We start from the raw sequence: 19,335 nt of genomic DNA, 5'->3' as shown, positions 1-19,335 counted from the left end.
AGAGCAGCATGGATTATCGTTTGATGGATTTCAAAGGTGAAATGGGCGCACTCAGAGAAACGGTGGAAAAGCATGCGCGTCCTTATACTGAATTACCGGGAGTTTCGAAGGGTTTGAAGGAGATCCAAGAAATATATGCTACGAAACTGGATGCCACAAAGCCTGAAGTCATGGTATTCGGCATATATAATGCTGGAAAGAGCAGCATCATCAATGAACTGATCGGTGCAGACCGTGCCAAGGTGGAAGATGTACCGACGACAGATAAGGTGGACTATTATGAATGGAATGGCTACCGTTTGGCAGATACACCTGGTGTAGGCGCTCCGATCGAGCACCAGAATGTAACGATGGAGCATCTGAAGAAAGCGGATGTTGTCATTTTTGTCATGAGCACGACCGGTTCCAACGAACGACGTCAGAATTATGTGCGCATGAAGGAGATTGTCGATGCGGGAAAAAAGATTATTATCGTCTTGAACGACAAGAACGGCGATCTTTTCAGTGAAGACGGCGACAGAACGATACAGACAATCAAGGATAAAGTAGCGGAAAATATGCGCCAGGTAGGCATAGAAAATGTGGAGAAGAAATACTATATTGTGGCAGTGAACGCCGCCAGGGCAAAGAAGGGACGTGAGAAGAGCAGTCAAGCTTTTTGGGATAAGAGCAATATGGCGGAATTGACGAATGTCATCATGCAGGAACTAAAGAAAACAGGACCGTTCCATATCTTGAGTAATGCCATACAGGATGTGGAACGCGCTTTGCAGCCCATGATCGCATGCCTGGCCGAGCAAGATAATGACGAGGGCGTAAAAAGTGCCAATGAACTTCTGGAAAAGCTGCGCATACGGCGCAAGGAACTGCGCGAGGAAATGGCGGCTTCTATCGATGTCAGGGCGGATCGCTTGGGGCATAAATTGCCCGGGATGATTTGGTCGCTTCGAGAGAAGCCGGAGGAAGCGCAGGACCAGGTTCAGGCAGAAGTGACTAAAACGGCGGAGATGATTCAACAGGATTTTGAAAATCGGCTTCACGAGTTGACGGGAGACTTGTTGGAAGATGCTGAAGGTTTGACATTGAAAATCGAGAAACTTGATTTCACGGCAGATGACATACAGGTGGAAGTATTGCCTGATATGGAAGAAGGAGAGTCTTCTTTTGAAGTGGCTTCTGTTCTGAATAAAGTGAAGGATGTACTAGAGGTGTTGAATGAAATAGCGATTCCGTCGTACGGGAAAAACAGCAAAGGCGGGAACGCCTTGGCGAATACAGCTCTTAGTATGATGGTTTCAAAAGGAGTGAAGCAGGCTGCAGGAACTGCGTTGGGAAAAAGCCTGTTGGCAACAGCCTTGGGGAAATCGGTTTTGGTGCCTGTGATGCCGTATGTCGGGGCTATAACTGCAATTTTGCCTCTGTTGGCCAGCCTCTTTGGCGGGAAGGATAATTTTGCGGAAATGCAGGCTGAGGCTGCAGTCCAAAATGAACGGGAAAAGCGTCGAATTCAGGCGGAAGCGCAGGCAAGAGAGGAGCTGGCGCAGAAATGCATGTATATGGCAGCGGATTTGGCTGATAATTTCAAGATTGCAATTGATTCGTCCCTGCAAGTGGTGGCGGAAGAGATCGCAAAGCCCTTCAAGGAAGAAAGCAAGCGTATGAAACGAATCAGCGGGAATCTTCAGACCGATTTGAATGCACTGCGTGAGGCAGCGGATAGTTATAATGCCTTGCAGAATAAATTCAGGTCTGTTGGGACTGAGATTTGAAGGAATTGGTGAGCGAGAGGAGGATTTTTATGTGGAAAAGAATCTTGGTGGGCATCGCGTTTTTGCTGGTCGTCAGCGCGGGAGGACAGATGATGCTTCCATCGGAGGCTTCGGCGCAGGATGTGTGGGTATATACGGTGCATGATTCGTCGTATGAACAAGGATATCAGGTCTTTGTCATGACGGAGACGATTCAGTCCAATGGGAATAACTGGGTACATGTGAGCACGAAAAACGTGCGAAATGGACGTCTGGTGGAGCGCGTTGACTGGCGCTTTAACAGAATGGGAGACGAGTGGCGCTATGCTACGGGGAAGATGCGGGGCAACGACAGTCGGGTTTATGGAGGATCGACAGAGGCTATATTGAACTACTGCTTGGCGTATATCAACAACTAAAAGATTCAAAAGAGAGCCGCCGAATCACTTCAAAATGGTTCGGCGGTTTTTTATTATGGGTCGTGACCCAGTGTCGCATGCAAAGCATGCGATACAATAAAGGGGGGCTGTTGCACATAAATCATGTGCGGTAGCTTTTTTCGTGCACTAAAGGTGCCTCCGCCCTAGCAAAACAACCCTGCCTGCCCCGGTCAGACGTTTCGAGAACATGACATATCTCAGAGACAAGGAGGACTATCTCTGTGCCGCCGGCAGGAAACTCACGGTTACGAGTACGAGGACGGTAAAGAGCAAGACTGGCTATGCGAGCGCCAAAACCTGTTACAAGGCAGACCGGGTGGTCGTGATTGGAAAAACACTATTGACAACTTGGCGAAAAAGGTTTACATTGAACCCGTAAATACATTTCAACAATAGTCCGAATATTGCCTATATGAAGGAGAGGAGGGGCGGCACGACGGTCTATAGACTGACGGACAGAAGGAGAGTGATTTGCGATGGTTACATTTTTGGTGGCATTGCTCGCTTTGATTCTGGGCTACGTCATCTACGGCAGGGTTGTCGATGTGATTTTCTCGCCTACGGACAAGCCGACGCCTGCATTGGTGCACGATGACGGCGTGGATTATATTCCTCTGCCGACGTGGAAGGTCTTCATGATCCAGCTTTTGAATATCGCTGGTCTCGGACCGATTTTCGGCGCTTTGCAGGGGGCGCTTTGGGGACCGTGCGTCTACTTCTGGATCGTTCTCGGCACGATTTTCGCGGGCGGCGTGCACGACTATATGTCGGGCATGATTTCTCTGCGTGAAGACGGCAAGAGCATCTCGGAGGTCGTCGGCAATCACATGGGCAAGACGATGCTCTTCATCATGCGCATCTTCTCGGTCGTGCTTCTCGTCCTCGTCGGCACGGTTTTTGCGACGGGGCCTGCTATGCTCATCGACGGCAAGTTGTTGTCGCTCGGCTCTGTCGGTGCGATCAAGATCTGGCTCATCATCATCTTGGTTTATTACTTCCTTGCTACGCTTTTGCCAATCGACACGTTGATCGCGCGTTTCTATCCGCTTTTCGGCGTCTGTCTCATCGTCATGGCGTTCGGCATCATGGGGGCGATGCTTGCGGGCGTCGGCGGTCATGTCATGCCGGAGATGGTCTTGGCGAATCTGCATCCGAAGGATATGCCGATCTGGCCGCTGATGTTCATCACGGTTGCCTGCGGCGCTGTTTCGGGATTCCACGCTACGCAGTCACCAATGATGGCGCGCTGCCTGAAGGATGAGCGTCTCGCGCGTCCCGTCTTTTACGGCGCGATGGTTTCTGAGGGCTTCATCGCTCTCGTCTGGGCGGCGGCGGGCGTGACCTTCTACGAGAGCACGGGCGGTCTCGGCGCTGTGCTTGCTTCGGCAGGTCCCGGCGGCGTCGTCTACGATATCTGCGTCGGCTTCCTCGGCCCTGTCGGGGCGGCTCTCGCGCTGCTTGGCGTCGTCGCCTGCCCGATCACTTCGGGCGATACGGCGTTCCGTTCGGCGCGCCTGACGATCGCTGACTGGCTCGGCCTTGATCAGAAGTCGACGAACAAGCGTCTCGCGCTTGCCTTGCCGATTCTTGGCATCGGAGCTGTCCTCACACAGATGGACTTCTCGATCATTTGGCGCTATTTCTCATGGACGAACCAGACGCTCGCCATGATCGTCCTGTGGACGGGATCTGTCTACCTCTATCGTACGTTCCGCGGCAAAATCTACTACATCATCGGCATGATCCCTGCGACCTTCATGTCGGCCGTCACGGTGACGTACATCCTGCAGGCGAAGGAAGGTTTCGGCCTTTCGACAGATGTTACATATCCCGTCGGTATTGCCGCCGCTGCGCTCTTCTTGTTCCTCTTCCTGCGCACGACGGTGCTGCGGCATGAGTGAAGAAATTTTCTGTCTGTGCGGCAGACGAGGACGAGTCGTGGAATGCTAAAGACGAACAGCAAGCCGAAAGTTGCCGAATCGCCCGAAAGATTCGGCAACTTTTTTCGCGCTCTACCCAGAATTTCTCGCGCGGTGTATAATAGGGAGGTAGATTTCTTAGTTGATTTACAGTCGAATGGAAAAGGAGAGCAGCGAATGAAACGAGATGTGATATGGGAAAAGGCGGTAGAGACGCTTTCGATGGAAGCGGCGGCGGTGAAGAAACTGACGGAGAGTGTGGATGAGGAGTTCTGCCGTGCGGTTGAGTGCGTGCTGGACTGCACGGCTCGCATCGTCGTCACGGGCATGGGAAAATCCGGGCATGTCGGACGCAAGATTGCCGCGACGCTTGCGAGCACGGGAACGCCTTCGTTCTTCATGCACCCGGCGGAGGCGTTTCACGGCGACCTTGGCATGGTGACGGACAAGGATGTAGTCTTGGCGATTTCCAACAGCGGCGAGGTGCAGGAAGTCGTGAAGATCCTGCCCGTCATCCATCGTATCGGTGCGACCATCATCGCCATGACAGGCAACCGTTCTTCGCAGCTCGCCGAGTACTCCGATTACGTCATCGACATCGGGCATGAACCGGAGGCCTGCCCCTTGGGACTTGCGCCGACGACGAGCACGACGGCGACGCTTGCCATGGGCGACGCCATCGCCGTCGCCGTGATGTCTGTGCGAAATTTCAAGAAGCAGGATTTCGCGCTCTTCCATCCGGGCGGCGCGCTCGGTCGGCGGCTATTGCTCAAGGTGCAGGATGTCATGCACACGGGCGAGGAAAACCCTGTCGTCTCGGGGGAGAAGACGGCGAAAGATGCACTTTTCGTCATGACGGAGAAAGGCTTGGGCGCCGTCTCTGTCACGGATGCAGCGGGCCGGTTCATCGGTCTTCTGACCGACGGCATCATTCGCCGCGCACTCGCGAAGGACTATGCTTTCCTCGATGAACCTGTGCACGAGATCATGTTTACTGAGCCGCTGACGATCCATGCCGATGAACTGGCGACGGCGGCGCTCTCCGTTATGGAGAAGCACGAGCCGCGCCCTGTGACGGTACTGCCCGTCATCGACGAGAAGGGGGCGCCAGTCGGCATGATCCATCTGACCGATCTTTTGAAGCAGGGCGTGGTTTGAGCCGCATCCTGCCGTTGGGAATGGATGTGCCATAAAGTGTCGGGGCGTGTCGTTGGTACGTTGAGAGAAAATGGGTTCGGAGCGCGAGAATTTTTCGATAAATCCAGGATATGATAAGTTCTGCCTATGATAATATTTCTAAGAAATCACTAGACAAACGAGCAAAAAAATTATACAATATAGTTGTTTATGGGATGAAATCAGAGGAAGTAATATCCTCGTCCCGAGAACCATCAACAGGGAGGCATGGTTATGAATATTCATGAGTACCAGTCCAAGCAAGTCCTGCGGGAATTCGGCGTCAATGTGCCGAACGGCCTGCCGGCGTTCAGCGTGGAAGAGGCGGTCGAGAACGCGAAGAAGCTCGGCGCCGCTGTCACGGTCGTCAAAGCGCAGATCCACGCGGGTGGCCGCGGCAAGGCGGGCGGCGTCAAGATCGCCAAGTCCGTTGAAGAGGTCGAAGGCTACGCGAAGGAGCTGCTTGGCAAGGTTCTCGTCACGCATCAGACGGGTCCTGAGGGCAAGAAGGTCGGTCGCCTCCTGATTGAAGAAGGCTCGAACATCAAAAAGGAATACTACCTGAGCTTTGTCGTTGATCGTGCCACGGCGAGGATCGTCATGATGGGTTCTGAAGAGGGTGGCGTCGAGATCGAGAAGGTCGCTGCCGAGACTCCGGAAAAGATCATCAAGGAGTATATCGATCCGGTCATCGGACTTGCTCCGTTCCAGGCGACGCGCATGGCGTATGCCATCAACATCCCGGCTCCTGCGATTCGCAAGGCGGCGGCTCTGATGGAGAAGCTTTACAATGCGTTCATTGGCAAGGACTGCTCGCAGGTTGAAATCAATCCGCTCGTCGTCACGGCCGAGGATGATGTGATCTGCCTCGATGCGAAGCTGAACTTTGACGACAGCGCATTGTTCCGCCATCCCGACATCGTCGAACTGCGCGATGAGACGGAAGAGGATCCGAAGGAGCGCGAAGCTGCGGCTGCCGGCCTCAACTACGTCAACCTCGGCGGTGATGTCGCGTGCATGGTCAACGGCGCAGGCCTTGCCATGGCTACGGTCGATATCATCAAGCATTACGGCGGCGAGCCCGCCAACTTCCTCGATGTCGGCGGCGACTCCGAGCCTGAGAAGATCGCGAAGGCGTTCAACATCATGCTCGAAGGCGGCCAGGCGAAGGGCATCTTTGTCAACATCTTCGGCGGTATCAATCGCTGCGACAACATCGCGAACGGCATCATCGAGGCTGCGAAGATCATCTCCAAGGACGGCAAATCCCTCCCGGTTCCTGTCGTTGTCCGCCTTGAGGGCACGAAGGTCGAAGAAGGCCGCGAGATCCTGAAAAATACGCCGATTTCTAACGTCTTCCCTGCACCCACGATGGAGGGCGGCGCCGAGCAGATTGTCAAACTCGTTGCTGAGGCGAAGGCTTAAATCGAAAGGGAGGTCAAACACATGTCAGTTTTGATTGATAAAGATACAAAGGTTATCGTGCAGGGCATCACGGGCAAAGCGGCGACGTTCCACACGAAGCAGATGCTCGACTATGGCGCGAAGATTGTCGCAGGCGTAACGCCGGGCAAGGCGGGTCAGAAGGTCGAGGGCGTCCCTGTGTTCAACACGGTTGCGGATGCTGTGAAGGCTACGGGCGCGACGGCTTCGGTCGTCTATGTTCCCCCTCGTTTTGCGGCGGACAGCATCATGGAGGCGGTTGACGCCGATCTCGATCTCGTCGTCTGCATCACGGAGCATATCCCTGTCCTCGACATGGTGAAGGTGCGCCGTTACATGGAAGGCAAGAAGACGCGTCTTGTCGGTCCGAACTGCCCGGGTCTTCTGACGTCCAAGCAGTCGAAGCTCGGCATCACGCCGGCCACGGTCAGCAAGCCCGGTCATGTCGGCGTCATTTCGCGCTCCGGCACCTTGACGTACGAGGCTGCCTTCCAGCTCACGAATGCCGGCATCGGCCAGACGACGACGGTCGGCATCGGCGGCGATCCCGTCAAGGGCACGGACTTCATCGACGCTCTGCAGCTCTTCAAGGACGATCCGGACACCTATGCTGTCCTTATCATCGGTGAAATCGGCGGCACGGCGGAAGAGGATGCTGCGAAGTGGATTCAGGAGAACATGAAGGATAAGCCGGTTTCCGCCTTCATTGCAGGCCGTCAGGCGCCTCCGGGCAAGCGCATGGGTCATGCCGGCGCGATCATCTCGGGCGGCAAGGGCACGGCGGCTGACAAGGTCGCGGCTCTGAACGCTGCGGGCATCCCCGTTGCCGATACGGTCGCTCACATCGGTGAGACGATGGTCAAGCTCCTCAAGGAGAAGGGGCTCTTCGAGAAGTGCCATACCTGCTGAGTTCCGGCGAGATGAAGAAGCGCTGATGAGAGGAAGCTGGCCGGATTAGTGCAGCTGGATGTATCCGTACTTCCTAAATAGCGAGAAGCCACTGCGATCTGCGGTGGCTTCTTCTTTTGCCTCGCGAAAAAGAAGCGCCGCATGTGACGAATCCGTCCACATGCGGCGCTTTGAAGTCTTTGCGATTTTCTGGAAAATGCTCTCTTAATACGAGCCAGTCTCGTCGTAGGTGCTGCCGTCTGCACCCTCGGCGCTGACGGAGTAGTTGCCGTCCGCATCCACGGCTACGGCAGCGACGTTGCCCTCATCATCCGCTACGGCGTAGACGTAGTTGCCGTTCTCATCGTACCCTTCATACTCGTATTCGTCTGCCGAAGCGACGCCTGCCGTGCCGAGCATGATGGCGCAGGAAGCCATGACTGCGAAAGCTTTGAACCAGTTTTTCATAAGTAACATCCCCTTTGTATGTGCCTTTCTCTATTCTTTCTCTAGTGTAACAGGAAGGTGGATGCCTTTCAACAAATGGGAAAAAAGTGTCGAGATCTTGCATGAAAGTGGTCATTTGCCTCATTTTTCCATGCGTTCGACCTGCGGCACATGCAGCAGGATGCTGAACCAGCCGTCCTTTTGCTCCGTGAAGAACTCGGCGCCGTACTTTTCCGCGAAGAGCAGAAGGGAGCGCGTGCCGTAGCCGTGGCCAGGCAAGGAATCTCTGCTTCTAGGCAGGCCGTTTGCGGCGAGCGGTACGGGTGTGCTGCGGCGGTTCTCGATGGAGAAGAAGATACTGGCACCCTTGGTACGCGCGAGGAGGCGGATGGCTCGCTGCTGCTGCGGCTCTTCCTCTTCGGCATGGATGGCGTTTTCAAAGAGATTGCAGAGGACGAGCGAGAGATCGACTTCCGCGGCAAAGGAGGCGGGAAGGTCGATCCGAGCCTCGACGGCGATGTCCTTTTGGCGCGCTTGCCGCACATAGACGGAGAGCGCTGCATCGATCAGGGGATTGCTGGCGAAGTGCTCGACGCGCGTCGCATCGATCTGCCCGCTCATCCTTTGGACGAGACGCATGGCGGCATCATCTTCGCCGCGCGAGATGAGGTCGGCGAGCATCTGCGCATTGTGTCGGAGGTCATGGCGCACGATGGAGAGGCGCGCCTGCTTTTCCTGCAGGGTGCGCGTATACTCGCCGATCGAGTTCATGCGCGTCAGGAGCGCGAGATTTCGTTCCGTCGTTGCTGCCTGCTGGAGGATGTACTCAAGGCCGCGCCATGCGGCGAGAGCGATGAGCACGCCGCAGACGAACAGCAGAACGCGAGGGAAGAGGTAGCGGGAGGCAAGAACCTCCGGCGAGGTGGAGAAGTAGACATCGTGAGCGAGCATGAGAAGCGGCAGCGGGCAGATATAGAGCCAGAAGCGGTCGGTGCTGATCGTGGAAAAGCGCAGGAAGATTTGTCGGAAGAAGGGGCGCACGACGGGCAGTACGGTGAGATAGATCGTGAGATTCAAGGCGCAGTAAGTGGCGAAGTGGTCGAAAAAGTCGCTTTCGCTGCTGAATGTCAGTACGAGGAGAATCGCGATCGTCGAGACTGTGCTGCTGAGAATGAACTGCGTGCCGAGGATGAAGATATGCTGCGCGGCGTACGGTCGGATCATGCAGAGGTTCAGCAGAAAGTAGGGAAGAAAGCCGAAGAAGATGTAAAAGAGTTTGAACGTATGAAAGCTGTAGGACAGAACGCCGGAAAAGAAGAGCAGCAGAGAAGCGGCAAGCTCCGCAAAGAAGATAAAGGCATACCCCTGCAGCAGCCGTCGCCGTGCCTTCGGCGCAAGGATGGTGCGAAACGGCAGGTAGCGCAGGTAGACGGCCGGCAGGAGCGAGAGGAGGAACAGGAAGGTGTTGAAGACGACGGCAAGATTGTTTTCGTTCAAGACAAACCCTCCAAACTGTTTGCTTATGTATGGTTTTGTGGTATTATACGATAGAAGTCATGCTTCGTCAAATGAATGACGGAGTCATACGGAAACAGAAAGGCGGGAAAGGATGCGCATTGCTATTGTCGATGATGAGGAAGAGGTGCGCGAGGCGGCGCGGCGCTATCTTGCGAAGATGCTCGCGCGATATTGGTCGAAGGAAACAGCCGTCGTGCAGCTTGACCTCTTCGATTCAGCCGAAGCGCTCCTGGAGTGCTTTGATCGGCAGTCCTACGATCTCGTGCTCTTAGACATCTGCATGCCCGGTCTTGACGGCATGGAAGCGGCGCGGCGCTTGCGTGCCGAAAGCGCCGACATCGGCATCATATTCCTCACGACGAGCGAGGAGCATCTGATGGAGGGTTATCGCGTCTTTGCCGACGGCTACTTCCTCAAGCCTCTGGGGACGGATGAGGAGGCTTTTCAGGCCTCTCTGCGTCATGTCTTCGCACGCCGCGATCAGTCGGCGCACGTTCTCAGCGTGGAATACAACGGACGCGCCTTGGAGATCCCCTTCCAAAAGATTTTCTATGCGGACATCGAAGGCGGCAGGCTGCACATCGTCCTCGAAGAGCGTGATTTTCACCTCTCGCGCCCTTTTACTTATGAGTGGAGCGCGGAGCGGCTGCTGCGCGACAAGCGCTTCCTTGAATGTTACCATCGCATCATCGTCAATATGGACAGAATCGAGCGCATGGAAGAGGGGGTGTTCGTGCTCACGAGCGGCATGAAATTGCCGATCAGCCGCAGGCGGTACGGTGCGGTCAAGGTAGAGTATATGCAGTATATGCTGAATAAGTAGCAGCAAGTTGGGGGGCTTAAGATATAAGTCCCATGGGTCTTTCTGCGGGCATATCTGTGACCACTTTCGTACAAGAAAAAGCCACTTTTTGCAGATTCTTTGCAGGAGGTGCTTTTTTTTTGCTACAATTTAAGCGAAGGGGAAATTCGGCAAGGATGTTCGATAGCGGGCTGAGGGTTTCATCTCCTTGCCCATTGCCGTACTTTTCCGAAAAAATATAAAAGGAGAGGGTAATATGAAGAGGAAGATGATGTTGGCAAAGAGGTTGCTGCTGCCGTTCATCGCCGTTTTGGCGATGTTCCTCGTCGCGGGCTGCGGCGACAAGCCGAAAGACACGGCGGACAAAGCTGTCCTCGCTTATGCGGAACTTTACGCTTACGGCGACACGGACAAGACCGAGGCGACGGGCTTGACGAAGGAGCAGAAGGAGAAGATCAGTGAGGCGCTCCTGACTGAGGTCGATCAGCAGTTCCAGAGCATGATGCTTTCCAAGGACAATGCGGTCGCTGTCACGAATTACTATATTGCCGATCGCAAGGCGAACATCACGCTCAAGGCGAAGGTCAAGAAGGACGACAGCGAGCATCCCGTCGTCGAGCTGACGGCTACGCCGGTCGACAAGGCGGAGTTTGACAAGATTATGCAGACGAACGAGGATCTCGTCGCCTTGGGTGTTGTCCTCGGTCTTGCACAGCAGCAGGGCGTCGACGTCCGCAACGATCCCTCTTATCAGCAGGGAGCGATGGATGTCTTGCGCAAGTTCATCGACGAGATTCCTTACGACGATGAAAAGACGCTCGATGTGCCGTGCGATATGGTGAAGAGCGACGACGGCAAGACGCTGCACTGGGCGCCGAAAGATCCGAAGGCGATCCAGAAGTTCCTCGACGGCGAGAAGTAAGGCGCTCGTATCTCCGTGGGGGAAGAGCGGCTGCTTTGTATGAGCAATATGCAGCAAGATAAAGGGAATCGCGAAGGAGGGAATATGATGATGAATCGTTTTTGCCGCATACTGCGACAGGCTTTCGCGGTTCTTTTGATGACATTCATCATTGCAGGCGGCGGCTATGGTGAAGCGGTGAAAGCGGGATGGTGTTTTGCCGCTTCCCTTGACCTTGCGGGACTCGAAGATCGCGCCGTCGATATTGATCCGTCGGATGGAAGCGTTTCCGTTACGCTCAGTGAAAGCGAAATGGAACTCCTCTCGTCCGTGCGCTGCAACCTGCTCTATCTCGACGAAAATGTCGTTATCCACCTCGGCAGCGATGCGAACATCGACGCCGATTGGGATACGGGCGTTTTCCGTGACAACTTCGACGGTACGTGGCCGATGCTCGACGGGCATCCTGTCTACATCGAGCTCACCGAAGAAGGCGACGATTACAACCTCTATTCCATACCCATCAAGCTCAACGGCGAGGAGTGCATCCTGCAGGTTTCCTATAACTACAACGATGAGACGTATCACATCCTCGGCGCGCAGCGCGAGCCTGAGGAAAGCGGCATGAGCGATCAAGGGCTGATTCCCTTGCGGGAGGGCGATATGGTCACGACGATCCATTTCGCGAAGTCCGTTTCCGACAATGATGATGATGAACTCGCTGCTGTCGAAGCCGAGACCTTCCAAATCGGCAGTCATCCTGCGGTCGAGGACGAAGAACTCGGCGACGGCACATACGGCTATATATTTGAGTTTCTTGCGCCGACGGGTGAAAGCGCCCTCTCGGAGATAGCCGTATTCAACATCGAGGGCGGGAACATCACGACATTTGATGAATGAGCGGCAGACCTTCTGCCGCCGGCATTATTCCAGTATATAGGTCATACAACATCCAAAGGAGAGATTCATTATGAGCAAAAAAAGTCCTATTCTCGGAGCGATTCTCGGCTTCTTTGTCCTCGGCATTTTCTACAGCACGGGCTTCAACAAGCAGGGCATCATTGCCTTTGTCGGACTGATTGTCGTCAGTTGGCTTCTCAGTATGTTTGTCAGCCCGGAAGTCTCTGTGATTGTCAACCTCGTCAGCGCGTTCCTCGGCTACAAGTGGGTGAACGATCACAACGCGTCAATCGAGGGCGGAGGAGAGATGTAAGGAGACGCATCATCCAGTTTACGTCTTTTGGCGCATCTTTTGCATCATTTCTAGTAATCTCGAAACGATGTGCTTGTAACCGAGTTTGGCCGATAAAAAGCGTGCAGCGGAATCGAATCTGCTGCACGCTTTTTGCATGTTGATTTCATGGGAGCATCGCTCTGTCAGTCCTCCTGATCGACGAATCTCGATGCGAGGAGTTTCTTCTCCTGTGCGATTTTGTTGCGCTGGATCTGGCGCGACCAGAAGATGCTGGGAATAGCGACGCCGATGGCGATGCCGGCGATGATGGTCGCGGCTTCGACGCCGTTTCTAAGCGCCGCGAGCAAGAGGGGGGTGCTGACCTCGTTGATATTTAAGAGTGTGAAGAAGAAGCGGTAGAGAAGAACGCCGGGAATCAAAGGAATGGCGGAAGGGATCGTCAGCACGATGTTCGGCGTGTGAAACCAGTGGATGGCAAAGAGCGCGAGAACGCCGACGAAGGCGGAGGCGAGGAATGTGCCGGCCGCTTGGCTCATGCCAAGCTCGAACATGCAGATGTTTCTGAGGAGGATCGTGATGATGCCGCCCGTGGAGACGACCCACAGCAGGCGGCGCGGCACGCTGAAGATCAAGGAGAAGCCGCCGGCTGCGATGGCAGCGGCGAGCGGGTGGTAGAGGTATATTTCGCCGGGACTGAGGCTCACGGTCGTGAATGAACTGACGTGTCCGAGGCGCAGGGCGATCGCCATGCCGAATGCCGTGCTGCAGACGATGAGGAGCGTGTCGAATGCTCGCGTCATGCCCGAGGTGATGAAGTGGTTCAGAAGGTCGTTCGCCGCGTTGATCAGAGGCACGCCGGGCACAATGAAGAGCGTGCAGGCGACGATGGGCAGCATGGGCGTCGCAGACAGATCGAGGCCTTGCAGCAGCACGGCGGCGAGCGTCGCAGCAAAGGCGGCGATGGCGATGCCGGCATAGACGTTGAAGCCGTGCTCGTTGCAGAAGCGCCGCGCATAGAATCCAATGAAAGCGGAGAGCGCCGTGATGAAGAAGGCGGCGAGGTCGCAGCCAAAGAGGGCGCATGAACCGGCACATGCAAAGCTTGCACCGAGCGCCGTCAAGAGGCCGCTGTAAGGTGCTTTTCGCTCATCGAGTTTTTCCATCTCGCTCTCGAAGCGTTCAAGTGACCACGCGTCGCGCATGGCGCGCCAGATCATGCGGCTGACGGCGGAGAGGACGAGCATGTTCACGCGGTGCGTGCGGCACTTGCTGAAGCGCGTGTAGGTGCGCTCCTCGTCCTTGATGTTGAGCATGATGGTCGTGTAGGCGATGTGGCAGCTGACGTTTTCCGCAGGGATGCCCATGTATGCCGCCGTGCGCATGATGTACTGCGAGGTGCGGTCGGAATCGGCGCCGTTTTCCATCATCGTGCGTGCGACGAGGAGGATCAGATGCATCTTGTAGATGATCTGGGAGAAGGGGTGGGTGAGAACATGTTCTTTCGTTTCTGCCATGGGAAGACTCCTTTCCTGTGCAAGGGGTGGTGCAAAAGCTGCTATGCCTTAAAGGTATTTTATGATAATAGTTTGGAATATTGTGACGATTCTTCATAGACTGCCCAGCGGGCAATCTATGAAGCGGTCAGTCCTCCTGATCGACAAATCTCGACGCGAGCAGTTTCTTTTCCTGTGCGATCTTGTTCTTGCGGATCTGACGTGACCAGAAGATGTTCGGTATGGCGACGCTGACGGCGATGCTGATGATGATGGTAGCCGCCTCGATGCCGTTTCTGAGTGCGCCCAAGAGGACTTCGGTACTAACGTCGTTGATGTTGAGGAGTGTGAAGAGCAGGCGGTAGAGCAGGATGCCGGGGACGAGGGGAATGGCGGACGGCGTCGTGAGGACGACGTTCGGCACATGGAAGCGATGGATGGCGGAAAGCGCGGCGATGCCGACGACGCCGCCGCCGATGAGCGTTCCCGTCGCCTGGCTGAGGCCGAAGTCGAACATGCAGATGTTTCGGAGCAGGACGGCGACGGCGCCGCCGACGGATACCGCCCAGAGGACGCGTTTCGGCACATTGAAGAGCAGCGAGAAGCCGCCTGCCGAGATCGCTGCGGCAATCGGATGGTAGAGGTAGATGTCGCCGGGACTGAGGCTGATCGTCGTGAATTCGGTGATGCGCCCGAGGTGCAGAGCGATCGCCGTGCCGAACGCCATTGAGCCGATGATGAGCACGGTGTGGAAGGCTCGTGTGATGCCCGCCATGATGAAGTTGTTGAGCATGTCGTCTGCCGCATTGATCAGCGGCACGCCGGGCACAATGAAGAGGGCGCAGGCGACGATGGGGTGCATGGGCGTCGCGGAGTGGACGACGCTCTGCGAGAGCGTCGCCAAGGAGGTCGCGACGAAGGCGGCGATGGCGATGCCCGCATAGTTGTTGAAGCCGCGCTTGTTGCAGAGGATGCGTGCGTAGAAGCCGAAGAAGGCGCAGATCGCCGTGACGAAAAAGGCGATGAAGTCGCCGCCGAAGAGCAGACACGAGCCGCCGCAGGCGAAGCTGGAGCCGATGGCGGTCGCAAAGTTCGAGTAGGGATTCTTGCGGCTTTCGAGGGTTTCCAGTTCCTTTTCAAAGCGTTCGAGTGACCAGTTGTCGCGCATGGCGCGCCAAATGATGCGGCTGACAGCGGCGAGGACGGTCATGCTCACGTTGTGCTTGCGGCATTTTGTGAGTTCCGTGTAGGTGCGCTCCTCGTTCTTGACGTTGAGGAGAAGCGACGTATACATGATGTGGCAGCTGACGTTTTCCGCCGGAATGCCCATGTAGGCCGCCGTGCGCATGATGTAGCGCGTCGTTCGGTCGGAGTCGGCGCCGTTCTCCATGAGGAGTCTGCCGACCGTCAAGATCAGGTGCATCTTGTAGGTGATCTTGTAAAATGGATCTTTGAATACTTGATCAAGGGATGATTGCATAGTTTGTTAACCTCTTTGTTTAGGAATCGTTCGTGTGCTTTTTTTGTATGTGGGTATAGCTTATTTCGTCGTTAGCGTTCTAGACGAAATCGTACTTCTATTTTGCCTTAAATCTTATTCAATAGCAAGGAAATATGATATTATTTCTAAAAAAAGGGGACGCAAGCGCCCCCTCATCGTATTCTTGGCAGAAGATTTGCCGCGCTGTCTTCGTTATTTTCCTGCGCCCGTGAAGTCGTAGAGTTTCTCCGCCTTGTGAAAATGGGTGTGCAGCAGTTCGTGCGCTTTGCCTTCCAAGGGTGCGCCGAGGAATTCTTTGTAGATGTGCACAACTTCGGGATTTTCATGCGATTTTCTCACGGGGAGATTCTTGTCGATCTCGTAGAGAGCCTTCATGCGCTCGACACGACGCGCGTTCGTTGTATTGAGCGGTTGTCCGCCGCCGCCTTGGCAGCCGCCGGGGCAGGCCATGACTTCGATGAAATCGTAGGGGCTTTTGCCGGCCTTGAGTTCATCCATGATGTGCTTGGCATTCTTGAGCGTGTGCGCGACGGCGACGCGCACCTTGCGCTCGCCGAGGTCGACGGTCGCTTCCTTGATTCCGTCCATGCCGCGCACGGCGAGAAAGTCGATGGAGGGGAGCGTCTTTCCCGTCGCCTTTTCGTAGACGGTGCGCAGGGCGGCTTCCATGACGCCGCCCGTCGTGCCGAAGATTGCGCCCGCACCCGAGCATGTGCCGAGCGGGCTGTCGAAGTCCTCTTCGGGCAGATCGTGGAAGGTGATGCCGACGTAGTGGATGAGTTTGGCAAGCTCGCGCGTCGTGATGACGATGTCGACGTCCTGATGGCCGTCCCTGCCCATCTCGGGACGCGCGGCTTCGAACTTCTTCGCCGTGCACGGCATGACGGAGACGGTCACGATGTCTTCGACGGGGATGCCCGACTGCTTCGGATAGTAGGTCTTGGCGACAGCGCCGAAGATCTGCATGGGCGACTTCGCTGTCGAGAGGTGGGGCAAGAGGTCGCTGTAGTGTTTTTCGACGTAGTTGACCCAGCCGGGGCTGCACGAGGTCATCATGGGAAGCGTGCCGCCGTTTTCCAGGCGATGAATGAATTCATGCCCTTCTTCCATGATCGTGAGGTCGGCGCCGAAGTTCGTGTCGAAGACGCGGTCGAAGCCGAGGCGCTTCAAGGCGGCGACCATCTGTCCCGTGACGATGGCGCCGGGCGGCAGATGGAATTCGTCGCCCAAGGAGACGCGCACGGCGGGCGCGACCTGCACGATGACGTGCTTCTTCGGGTCTTGCAGGGCGTCGAGGACGCGCTGCGTATCGTCTTTTTCCGTGATCGCTCCCGTCGGACAGACGAGGCTGCACTGGCCGCAGAGGATGCAGTCGGTCGCTTCGAGCGGGCTGTCGTAGGCGGTCGTGACGGTGATCTTGTCGCTTCGTCCAGCGAAATTCAGGGCTTCGATGCCCTGCACATCCTTGCAGGCGCGGATGCAGCGGCCGCATTTGATGCACTTCGTCGGGTCGCGAGCGATGCTCGGGTTGTTCGCCGCATCCTCTTTGCTTTCGACGACGATGGGCAGTCCCGTATGGCCGATGTTGAAGCGGCTGCAAAGCTCCTGCAGGTCACAGCGGTGGTTGCGCGGACAGTTCAGGCAATCCTGGTTGTGGTTGGCGAGGATGAGCTGAAGGATGGCGATCTGCGTGTCGCGCACGATCTGCGTGTCCGTATGGACTTCCATGCCTTCCCAGACCTCGGTCGCGCACGCTGCCATGAGGCGGCGGCTGCCCGTGACCTCGATGGAGCAGATGCGGCAGCGAGCCTTGACGCGCTGATCGGGGTGGTAGCAGAGATGCGGGATGTTGATGTGCACCTTGCGTGCGGCGTCGATGATCTTCGTGCCCTTGGGGACTTCGACGGGGATGTTGTTGATTTTCAGGTGTACGAGTTCTCTTTCTTCTGCCATCAGTGTACGCCTCCGATCCGGAATGTTTCAGGGAAGAGTTTGAAGGCGGCGGAAAGGGCGTTTTCGGCGCTTTCGCCGAGACCGCAGAGGGCGGACATGGGCATGATGCGTGCGATCATCTTCATGTTTTCGAGATCCTTTTCCGTCGCTGTTCCTTGCGCGAACTTTTCCAAGATGAGCTTGATGTGGAGGACGCCCTCGCGGCACGGCGTACACTGGCCGCAGCTCTCGTGCGAGAAGAACGCCTGCGTCATGCGCAGAAAGTCGAGGACGCTCGTGCGCTCGTCGACGACGAGGATCGCGCCCGAGCCTACGGTCACGCCCGCCGCCTTGAGGTCGTCGTAGGTGTAGGGGACGTCGAGGATGGATTCGTCGGCAATTTTGCCCGACGCGCCGCCGAACTGGATGAGGCGGATGCGGCGGCCGCCCTGGATGCCGCCCGCAAGGTCATAGATGATTTCGCGCACGGTCGTACCGAAGGGGATCTCAAAGACGGCAGGACAGTTGACGTTGCCGCCGACGGAGACGAGCTTCGTGCCGAGAGATTCGCCCGAGCCGTAGCTGATGTATTCCTTCTTGTCGTCGAGGAGGAGATGCGGCACGATGGAAAGGCTCTCGACGTTGTTGACGCACGTCGGCAGAGCGAAGAGGCCGCTCTGCTTGATGAAGGGCGGCTTCATGCGCGGCCGGCCCGCCTTGCCCTCGATGGAGCGGATGAGAGCCGTGCCCTCGCCGCAGACATAGGCTCCCGCGCCTGAGCGGAGGTGGATGTGAAAGTCGAAGCCTTCCTTGCCGAGGATGTTCTTGCCGAGGAAGCCGCAGCGCTCCGCTTCTTCGATGGCGTTCTTGAGGCGCGAGCGAAGGTGCGCGTATTCTTCGCGCAGGTAGATGTAGCCGTCCTGTGCGCGGATGCTCCAGGCGCCGATCGTCATGGCCTCGATGAGGTTGAAGGGGTCGTTCGTGATCAGTTCACGATCCTTGAAGGTGCATGGTTCGCCCTCGTCGGCATTGCAGATGATGACCTTGTGCTCGCCCTTGACGGCGCGCGCCTGCGACCACTTGCGTCCCATGGGGTAGGCGGCGCCGCCGCGCCCCTTGATCTGGGCTTCGGAGAGAAGGGAGGCGATGTCCTCGCCATCCATTGTCACGGTCTTTTTGAGGGCGTTGAAGCCGCCAATCGCCAGGTACGATTCGATGGACATGGGATCGTAGCGGTGGAAGTTCTTTGTCATGAAAGAAACCTTGCTCATATAGTCTCCTTTCGTGTGGATGTCGTTTTGTTTCCGGTCCTTTTTGTGCGCCTCGCAGAGAGAAGGCGCGGCTGCAAGAGGTGGAGCGCTCTTGCAGCGCAGGTTCGGTGAAGATGTGCAGGCCGCTTACTGCAGCGTGTGCAAAAGTTCCTCGATCTTCTCGCGGCTGTCAAGATGCCCGTAGACTTCGCCGTTGACGCGCACGGCGGGCGCGATGTCACAAGCGCCGAAGCACGGCGTCTTTTCGAGCGTGAAACGTCCGTCGTAGGTGACTTCGCCGACGTCGATGCCGAGGAGGCTTTTGAGCGCAGAGAAAAGCGTTTCGTTCTCGTTGATGCGACAGACGACAGAGTCGCACACTTGGATGGGGTATTTGGCGCGCGGCACAGGCGACAGGCTTGCGTAGAAGGTCAGACAGTCGTAGATCAAAGAGATCTTCAGCGGCAGTTTCTCCGCCACGTAGTAGGCGGCAGGCTCGGGCACATAGTGGCGCTCGAAGAGGTCCTGCACGTCGAGCAGGATGCCGACGATCTGCGTCGGGTCGTAGGAATGAGCCTCAAGCACGCGGTCGATCTTCTCGCGCGTCGCGAGTTCGAGACTCTTGGGGTCGGCGTTCATGGCAGCATCTCCTTTTCTTGGAAAATATGTTTTCTTTTATCAT

At 56.2% G+C, this 19,335-nt stretch carries 17 protein-coding genes; 10 read left to right on the top strand and 7 right to left on the bottom strand.

Annotation, left to right across the window (positions count from 1 at the left end; translation table 11 throughout):
- Positions 1–8: 8 nt before the first annotated feature.
- The 6 genes from SELSP_RS07780 to sucD all read left to right on the top strand — a co-directional run bounded on the left by SELSP_RS07780 (position 9) and on the right by sucD (position 7,635).
- Positions 9–1,769, top strand: a complete 1,761-nt coding sequence (locus tag SELSP_RS07780) for a GTPase (protein WP_006191615.1) — start codon at positions 9–11, stop codon at positions 1,767–1,769.
- A 29-nt stretch (positions 1,770–1,798) separates the two neighbouring features.
- A complete protein-coding gene (locus SELSP_RS07775; RefSeq protein ID WP_013740898.1) occupies positions 1,799–2,167 on the top strand; it encodes a hypothetical protein in 369 nt (122 codons plus the stop codon).
- 497 nt (positions 2,168–2,664) lie between these two features.
- Positions 2,665–4,089 (top strand): carbon starvation CstA family protein, encoded by a 1,425-nt coding sequence (locus SELSP_RS07770; protein ID WP_006191617.1) that lies wholly within the window; start codon positions 2,665–2,667, stop codon positions 4,087–4,089.
- Positions 4,090–4,284: 195 nt separating this feature from the next.
- Positions 4,285–5,265: a KpsF/GutQ family sugar-phosphate isomerase gene (locus tag SELSP_RS07765; RefSeq protein WP_013740897.1), complete on the top strand. Its 981-nt coding sequence runs from the start codon at positions 4,285–4,287 to the stop codon at positions 5,263–5,265.
- A gap of 252 nt (positions 5,266–5,517) precedes the next feature.
- Positions 5,518–6,708 (top strand): ADP-forming succinate--CoA ligase subunit beta, encoded by a 1,191-nt coding sequence (gene sucC / locus SELSP_RS07760; RefSeq protein WP_013740896.1) that lies wholly within the window; start codon positions 5,518–5,520, stop codon positions 6,706–6,708.
- Positions 6,709–6,729: 21 nt separating this feature from the next.
- Positions 6,730–7,635, top strand: a complete 906-nt coding sequence (sucD, locus tag SELSP_RS07755) for a succinate--CoA ligase subunit alpha (protein WP_006191625.1) — start codon at positions 6,730–6,732, stop codon at positions 7,633–7,635.
- A gap of 204 nt (positions 7,636–7,839) precedes the next feature.
- Here sucD and SELSP_RS07750 read toward each other — a convergent pair whose 3' ends face one another.
- Both SELSP_RS07750 and SELSP_RS07745 read right to left on the bottom strand, forming a co-directional pair.
- Entirely contained in the window at positions 7,840–8,082 is a 243-nt protein-coding gene (locus SELSP_RS07750; protein ID WP_013740895.1) for a hypothetical protein, read from the bottom strand.
- A gap of 120 nt (positions 8,083–8,202) precedes the next feature.
- Positions 8,203–9,558: a sensor histidine kinase gene (locus tag SELSP_RS07745; RefSeq protein ID WP_006191629.1), complete on the bottom strand. Its 1,356-nt coding sequence runs from the start codon at positions 9,556–9,558 to the stop codon at positions 8,203–8,205.
- 112 nt (positions 9,559–9,670) lie between these two features.
- Here SELSP_RS07745 and SELSP_RS07740 point away from each other — a divergent pair, with 112 nt between their 5' ends.
- From SELSP_RS07740 to SELSP_RS07725, 4 genes are all read left to right on the top strand, one after another.
- The gene (locus SELSP_RS07740; RefSeq protein ID WP_006191630.1) at positions 9,671–10,402 is read left to right on the top strand and encodes a LytR/AlgR family response regulator transcription factor; all 732 of its coding nucleotides are present in this window, start codon (positions 9,671–9,673) and stop codon (positions 10,400–10,402) included.
- Between the two features lie 235 nt (positions 10,403–10,637).
- Positions 10,638–11,303, top strand: a complete 666-nt coding sequence (locus tag SELSP_RS07735) for a DUF5105 domain-containing protein (protein WP_006191631.1) — start codon at positions 10,638–10,640, stop codon at positions 11,301–11,303.
- 87 nt (positions 11,304–11,390) lie between these two features.
- Positions 11,391–12,182 (top strand): hypothetical protein, encoded by a 792-nt coding sequence (locus SELSP_RS07730; RefSeq protein WP_232362320.1) that lies wholly within the window; start codon positions 11,391–11,393, stop codon positions 12,180–12,182.
- 70 nt (positions 12,183–12,252) lie between these two features.
- A complete protein-coding gene (locus SELSP_RS07725) occupies positions 12,253–12,495 on the top strand; it encodes a hypothetical protein (RefSeq protein WP_006191636.1) in 243 nt (80 codons plus the stop codon).
- A gap of 164 nt (positions 12,496–12,659) precedes the next feature.
- Here the strand turns inward: SELSP_RS07725 and SELSP_RS07720 are convergent, their stop codons facing one another.
- From SELSP_RS07720 to SELSP_RS07700, 5 genes are all read right to left on the bottom strand, one after another.
- The gene (locus SELSP_RS07720; RefSeq protein ID WP_006191638.1) at positions 12,660–13,991 is read right to left on the bottom strand and encodes a threonine/serine exporter family protein; all 1,332 of its coding nucleotides are present in this window, start codon (positions 13,989–13,991) and stop codon (positions 12,660–12,662) included.
- 127 nt (positions 13,992–14,118) lie between these two features.
- The gene (locus SELSP_RS07715; protein WP_006191639.1) at positions 14,119–15,450 is read right to left on the bottom strand and encodes a threonine/serine exporter family protein; all 1,332 of its coding nucleotides are present in this window, start codon (positions 15,448–15,450) and stop codon (positions 14,119–14,121) included.
- 213 nt (positions 15,451–15,663) lie between these two features.
- On the bottom strand, positions 15,664–17,424 hold the full coding sequence (locus tag SELSP_RS07710; protein ID WP_006191642.1) for an NADH-dependent [FeFe] hydrogenase, group A6: 1,761 nt from the start codon (positions 17,422–17,424) through the stop codon (positions 15,664–15,666).
- The gene (locus SELSP_RS07705; RefSeq protein WP_006191643.1) at positions 17,424–18,674 is read right to left on the bottom strand and encodes a complex I 51 kDa subunit family protein; all 1,251 of its coding nucleotides are present in this window, start codon (positions 18,672–18,674) and stop codon (positions 17,424–17,426) included. The genes SELSP_RS07710 and SELSP_RS07705 overlap by 1 nt, the downstream gene beginning before the upstream one ends.
- Before the next feature lie 126 nt (positions 18,675–18,800).
- Complete coding sequence (locus tag SELSP_RS07700; protein WP_006191644.1) at positions 18,801–19,292, bottom strand: NADH-quinone oxidoreductase subunit NuoE family protein; 492 nt, start codon at positions 19,290–19,292, stop codon at positions 18,801–18,803.
- Positions 19,293–19,335 lie beyond the last annotated feature (43 nt).

Source organism: Selenomonas sputigena ATCC 35185, from assembly GCF_000208405.1.
GTDB classification, from domain to species: domain Bacteria; phylum Bacillota; class Negativicutes; order Selenomonadales; family Selenomonadaceae; genus Selenomonas; species Selenomonas sputigena.
The sequence above is the reverse complement of the archived record's forward strand: the minus strand, read 5'-3'. Positions and strand labels throughout refer to the sequence as shown.